The organism is Bacillus sp. AY2-1, assembly GCF_008368965.1.
Classification (GTDB): Bacteria; Bacillota; Bacilli; order Bacillales; family Bacillaceae_G; genus Bacillus_A; species Bacillus_A thuringiensis_S.
Window position 1 is genome coordinate 1 of the sequence record NZ_QPEL01000191.1, and the last position, 6579, is coordinate 6579.

Genomic DNA, 6579 nt, shown 5'->3' on the forward strand with positions numbered 1-6579 from the left:
TAATATTGATTAAATGAAAAGAGAGTTTTGCTCTCTTTTTTTGCATTTCAGCAAAACCTAATTAAATGTGAAGTGAAAATTCATTTGGAATTTATATTAGTAACGAAAGATATTCAAGAAGTATCTACTTTCGTGTCTAAAAAATATCCATTTTCATGTCTTTCTACAACTGTAGAAAGACATGAAAATCTAAACTACAATCTCATGAACAATCGTTGATAAATAACCATTATCATAAATTTTTTAGGTACTTTCATGTCTCAATAACGGGACATGAAAGTCTAAACTTTTTGAACATAGGACAAGAAACTCTAAACTACTTAGCCAATAATAATACAATAAAAAGAAAGTAAACTTTTACCCAAAAGTTTACTTTCTTTCAATCACTGTGTTTATAACATTTCTTCATATTTCGAATAAATATCCAAAAAAGGATACATTCAAAACACTGTTATTTTGGTTATTATGAACAATTGCTACTTTTACATAAAAACCAGTCGAACAGCTTAAGAATTATATTCACGTGTCCGATTAACTAAAATGATTTATCAAATCAAAAAAGAGAGTGAGGCAGATGAAAATAAAATTCAGAGTTGGTAAGTTGAAAGTGTATTTCGAGATTAACAGAGCTACATTTAAATTAATAGACGAGTTAATAATGAGGTCGCGCCAACTAAACGCGAACTTCGTATGCTAAGGAATTTCTAAGTTAAAAACCTGGGTTTTACCGTACGTTAACAAATTTCCATAAACGACATTTAATGTTTGTTATGGGATTTTGTTTTTAGTAATGAGTTTAAGAACTGGTTTTTGGCCGTATTTCTTTCAGATATCATCCTTTATTTATTATATATAGTTTGGAAAAATTACCATTTACACACAATCAGTATTAGTGTATTATTCATCTAGTACACTAATACTGAGGAGGGAAGAAATGGAAATTGATTTTTCTCCTAATATCCCGATTTATATTCAGGTAATGGAATACATAAAAGAGGAAATTGTAACAGGTCGTTTAGCACCGGGTGATAAAATCCCAGCTGTACGTGAACTAGCCAGTGAATTACAAGTGAATCCCAATACGATTCAACGCACATTTCAAGAGCTAGAACGAGAAGGTATTGCTGTGACACGAAGAGGAACAGGGAGATTTGTAACGAGTGAAGGAGAAAAGATTACTGAACTACGCAAAGAAATGGCAACAGAGTTGCTTGATAATTTTATAAATGGAATGGACAATTTAGGATTTACGAAAGAAGAAATTCTTCCAATCCTCCATTCTTCATTAGAAAAGAAAAGGAAGGAAAACGAATGACAGAGTTATTAAAAGTTGAAAATCTGTGGAAAAGATATAACTTAAAAACAGTGCTTCAAGGTTTAAGTGTAACAATTTCTGAAGGGAAAATTATTGGTCTTGTTGGTGATAATGGTAGCGGAAAAACGACATTATTAAAAATGATTGCTGGTTTGCGTTATCCTTCTAAAGGAACTGTCACAATTGAAGGTCAGAAGGTAGGAATAGAAACAAAGAAAACTGTTTCATTTATGCCTGATAGTCCTGTTTTTGACGAGTGGATGACGATAAAAGATGCTGTAGTTTTCTATCGGGATTTTTATAGTGATTTTGATTTTCATCAAGCAATGGACTTAATAGCTGAGTTTAAAATGCCATTAGAAGAGCATATAGTTGCTTTATCAAAAGGTGAAGTGGAAAAATTACAACTTATCTTAACTTTCTCCAGGAAGGCAAAGTTATATATATTAGATGAGCCATTGGGTGGAATTGATCTTGTTTCTAGAAAACATGTACTAGATTTAATTCTTAAATTTTACCGAGAAGATTGTACCATTCTCATTTCAACTCATTTAATAGAAGAAATCGAAAATATATTTGATGAAGTAATCTTTTTAAAAGACGGAACTATTATATTACATGAAAACGTAGAGGAAATTCGTTTTCATCACGGGAAAGCAGTACATGAGTTATTTAGGGAGGTATTTGAGCAATGAACCCACTTTTTCTCTATTTATATAAGTGCAATAGAAAAAAAATAGCAGTCTTTTATTCTGGTTTTATTATCATTTCTTTACTCCTTTTATTTAGTACGATAGGACTCTCAAGGGTACTACCTCCGTTTATAAAGGATTTAGTATTACTCATATACCTAATAATAATTGGTATAGCTGCATTTTTACTTCTTCTAATAGCGCTGCCTTCTTTCAATAAAATATTAAAAAATTCTATGATTCGTTATACAGCCTTCCCAACCCGAAAATATATATATACGAATTTATTATTTTTTACATTAATGTTTATTATTTTATTAGGTATAGGCTTAATTTTTTCATATTATTTTTCACAAAGTCTTTATGATGGAAAAGTAATTGATTATAATCCGAGTCTTTATGGTGGGGAAGTAACCGGAGAATTTCGACAAGAATATCACAAGTTGTATAGTTACGGAATCTTCCACCACATATTTGCTTTTCTTTTATGGGGAATCGATTTCATGAGTATCCTTATTTCTTGTTATTTTATCATAGCCATTATAAGGCTGTTTCCAGTGAAGTCATGGATGAGTAAAATAATTTTATTCATCATTTTCGTTGCTATCTTTTCAACAATACAAACAATAGTAATGAATGTGTTAAGTAAATTAGAGAAATATGCAGTTACTATTAAAAGTTCTGGGTTCATGGATAAGAATGATTTTTTTGATACATCATTTTACCCTATTGAAGATTTCACTATTTTGGGTCTATGTTTTACTTGCTTGTTAATAATTGTACTCGTAGCGATTACAGGTCGCATTATCAATAAGAAATTAGAGATATAAAAAATCACTTTATAAGTAAAAGATATTTTGGGAGGAAAGCATGAGAACATCTAATCCAATGTTAAAAAAAGACAAATTCCATGAAGAGAAGACAAGTGCTTCTACGATGACAATAGGTGGAACGATAGGAAAAACATTCATTTTGCTTATCTTACTTCTTGGAGCGTCTGTCTATTCCTACGTACAGATGACACAAGGGACAATGAAAATACCCGTGTTAATTGGAATTATAATAGTTACTCTAATTGTCGCTTTTGTGGTTATATTCATTCCGTGCATATCCCCAATTTGCGCACCGATTTACGTAATATTACAAGGGGTTTTATTAGGAAGTATTTCAGCATATTATACAATGCGCTTTGGTGATTCTATCGCTTTAACTGCCGTATTACTAACAATTTCGATTTTATTTTCCATGTTAGTGTTATACGCAACTCGAATAGTAAAAGTAACTAAAAAGTTTCGTGCGGTTGTAACGGTTGCAACACTTGGAATTTTTATTATGTATTTTATTGTTTTCTTATTGAGCATCTTAGGGGTGACTGTTCCATATATTCATCAAGGTGGGACAATTAGTATTATCATAAGTGCAATTGTAATTGTTGTTGCTGCATTCGATTTATTACTAGATTTTGATTCAATTGAACATGGTACTCATAGTGGAGCACCAAAGTATATGGAATGGTACAGCGCAGTAGGACTTATGATGACATTAGTATGGTTATACCTAGAGATCCTTCGTCTGGTTTCTTACATTATGAAAAACAAAGACTAGAAAACATCCTGCATGGTTCAAACATGCAGGATGTTTTTGTATTTCGTAGTATCAATTAGGTCACGTTAGTCAGTGGAGAATGTATGAAGATGCTTTACAACAACTTCAACTCATACCTATAACCTTTCAGCCGCTCTTTTCTATAATCTTCTTTCGACCATTACACACAAATTAATAGTAAAAAACTTTTTCCCCCTTAGCTTACAGGAAAGCAGCTTTTTCTACGTAAAAAATTGCTTAGCGTACGAAATTCGCGTTTTGTTGGTGCTACCCCATCGCTATCAAGCTAAAGAAGTAGGTCACCCCCAAAAAGAGAAAATATGTTAAATTCTCATAGATAATTATCTTATATTAATTACATAATTAAGTGTGATATTATAATATAAAGATACTATATTTAAAGGGGGATTCAAATTGGTTAAAAACTTACCTTTACTAATAGTGATTTTAATACTAGGTATAAGTTCTTCTACATTAAGCACGAACGGATACTTTTCTCCAGTTATAGAAGGGTCTTTAATGATTATAAGTATTATTTTAAACATTACTGCAGTGATAGGTTTATCACTGCACGTCCTTGTATATCAACCTATGAAAAGATTTGATAAAAATTTAAAAGAGACCTTCAAATAAAATAATTATATTTAAGGTAACACTACATCGCCATCGAGCTAAAAAATGTATCCATAAAAAGAAAAAATACGATATTCTTTCTGTAGAATCATAGGAAAGGATGGCGTTTTTTATGTCTGTTTCTGTGTCTGATGAATTACAACTATTTGCTCAAGAGATTCAACGTTTTTTATCTCCAAATACCTTACGGAATCTTGCTAGAGATGTTGGTTTCGTACAACGAACCAGTAAGTACCAAGCAAAAGATTTAGTCGCTTTATGTGTATGGATGAACCAAAATATCGCTACGACGTCTTTAACTCAGTTATCTAGCTGTTTAGAAGCCTCGACAGAAGTACTCATCAGTCCCGAGGGACTGAACCAACGATTTAATAAAGCAGCCGTTCAATTTTTACAACACATACTAGCTGAACTACTAAGCCGAAAATTGACCTCATCTATACAGATTTCGTCTCCATATACTTCTGTTTTCAAGCGTATCCGTATTTTAGATTCAACTGCATTTCAACTCCTAGATCCCTTTTCATTCGTTTATCCGGGCGCAGGAGGATGCAGCCATACAGCAGGAGTAAAGATTCAGCTTGAGTATGATTTATTAAGTGGACAATTCCTTCATATTCATACAGATCCAGGTAAACAACATGATCGAACCTACGGTTCCCTGTGTGTCCCAACTGTAACAACGAATGATTTATGTATCCGAGATTTAGGCTATTTTCATTTGAAAGATCTTCAACATATACAAGATAAAAAGGCTTACTATATCTCACGTATCAAATCGAATACACGTATTTATCAAAAAAATCCTAAACCTAATTATTTTCAAGATGGCAGAATTAAGAAAGGTACAGAGTATATCCAGATAGATATGGAGGTTTTAATGAACTCACTTCAGCTAGGACAAACATGCGAAATATCCAACGCTTATGTAGGAATGACTGATAAAGTCCCAACTCGTGTGATTGTTCATCGACTAACAAAAGAACAATAACAAAAAAGGTTACACGATCAAACTGTAAGAGAAAAAAGAAAGGAATGAAGTATTCTGCTCGTAGTAAACGACTTAGCGGTATCAATGTATATATGACAAATACGCCTACAGATATTGTACCTATGGGACAAGTGCATGATTGGTATTCTTTACGTTGGCAAATCGAGATTTTATTTAAAACGTGGAAATCATTTTGTTTACCTTGTTTAATGTATATATGACAAATACGCCTACAGATATTGTACCTATGGGACAAGTGCATGATTGGTATTCTTTACGTTGGCAAATCGAGATTTTATTTAAAACGTGGAAATCATTGTGGATATTGTTTACCTTGTGTTATACGGAGAGCATCAATATTAAAGGCAGAAATTGAGGATGGGAGCAGATATAGAGATAGAGACTTTACCAGTGGTCCTACGGCAAAAACTAATCTTAATTCTTACAATATAGGCATTAAAAAACACAATAAAAAGTATGTATTCTTGAAAATACAAAATTCAGGACCTATTGAAACAAATATAGAACAATTTATAGGTGTTTATAATAGAGGTATGGAAGAACTTAGCTCTTTATTGGAGGAGTATAATGAAGAAGTTTTATCATGATACACATTTGCATTTAGATTTATATAAAAATACTTATGAAATTATAGAGTATATAAATAACTTTAAATCATACACGATTGCAGTTACTAACCTACCTATTTTATATGAAAGAGCGATGAAAACATTTCCCAAAAGTAAGTATATACGCTTTGCAGTAGGGTTTCATCCAGAGCTAATTCAACAATTTTCAGAGCAAATTCCGCTTTTTTATGAAACAATAAAAAAAAGTAGATACATAGGGGAGATAGGATTAGATTTCAGTAAGAACAATCTAAATTCAAAAGAATTACAAATTCAAGTGTTTACAGAGACGGTTAAGATTTGTAATAAAATAGGTGGGAAGATATTAACGATTCACTCTAGAAACGCTGCCGAGACGATTATAGATATAATAGGAGTGAATTTTAACGGGAAAATTATTTTGCATTGGTTTACTGGTGGTTTGAAACAATTACAAAGAGCTATTCAATACGGTTACTATTTTTCAATTAATCAAGAGATGGTGAGAAGTAAAAATGGTAGAGAAATAATTAGCCGGTTACCAGAGGAGCGAATATTAATTGAAAGTGACGGACCTTTTACTAGGGGAATAAATAAAGATTATAAAGTACAATTTATAGATGAAATTGTACAAGAGCTATCCCATATTAAAAATTATGATGTAGAGAAAGTATATGAATTACTAAAAAACAATTTTAAGGAGTTATTAAACTAGACACGAAGGAAATTTTATAG

Annotated in this window: 7 protein-coding genes and 2 pseudogenes; all 9 read left to right on the forward strand. The window is 31.8% G+C overall.

The genetic code is table 11. The features are described 5' to 3' along the window. The first annotated feature begins 934 nt into the window (after positions 1-934). The 9 genes and pseudogenes from DN403_RS28095 (at position 935) to qatD (ending at position 6559) form a co-directional block, all read left to right on the forward strand. Complete coding sequence (locus DN403_RS28095) at positions 935-1315, forward strand: GntR family transcriptional regulator (RefSeq protein WP_000401819.1); 381 nt, start codon at positions 935-937, stop codon at positions 1313-1315. Next, positions 1312-2010: an ABC transporter ATP-binding protein gene (locus DN403_RS28100; RefSeq protein ID WP_000137767.1), complete on the forward strand. Its 699-nt coding sequence runs from the start codon at positions 1312-1314 to the stop codon at positions 2008-2010. The genes DN403_RS28095 and DN403_RS28100 overlap by 4 nt, the downstream gene beginning before the upstream one ends. Further along, positions 2007-2837 carry a hypothetical protein gene (locus DN403_RS28105; protein ID WP_016077351.1) on the forward strand — a complete coding sequence of 277 codons (831 nt, stop codon included), beginning with the start codon at positions 2007-2009 and terminating at the stop codon, positions 2835-2837. The genes DN403_RS28100 and DN403_RS28105 overlap by 4 nt, the downstream gene beginning before the upstream one ends. 40 nt (positions 2838-2877) lie before the next feature. Next, positions 2878-3612 (forward strand): Bax inhibitor-1/YccA family protein, encoded by a 735-nt coding sequence (locus DN403_RS28110; protein ID WP_016077352.1) that lies wholly within the window; start codon positions 2878-2880, stop codon positions 3610-3612. A gap of 414 nt (positions 3613-4026) precedes the next feature. Next, positions 4027-4245, forward strand: a complete 219-nt coding sequence (locus DN403_RS28115) for a hypothetical protein (RefSeq protein ID WP_000240382.1) — start codon at positions 4027-4029, stop codon at positions 4243-4245. A 112-nt stretch (positions 4246-4357) separates the two neighbouring features. Continuing rightward, a pseudogene (locus tag DN403_RS28120) lies at positions 4358-5430 on the forward strand (IS4 family transposase); the annotation flags it as partial. A gap of 23 nt (positions 5431-5453) precedes the next feature. Beyond that, positions 5454-5522 (forward strand): annotated as a pseudogene (locus tag DN403_RS32440) (hypothetical protein); the annotation flags it as partial. Then, a complete protein-coding gene (locus tag DN403_RS32030) occupies positions 5497-5844 on the forward strand; it encodes a hypothetical protein (RefSeq protein WP_000579401.1) in 348 nt (115 codons plus the stop codon). The pseudogene DN403_RS32440 and the gene DN403_RS32030, both read left to right, overlap by 26 nt. Beyond that, on the forward strand, positions 5825-6559 hold the full coding sequence (gene qatD / locus DN403_RS28130) for a Qat anti-phage system TatD family nuclease QatD (protein ID WP_016077353.1): 735 nt from the start codon (positions 5825-5827) through the stop codon (positions 6557-6559). The genes DN403_RS32030 and qatD overlap by 20 nt, the downstream gene beginning before the upstream one ends. Positions 6560-6579 lie beyond the last annotated feature (20 nt).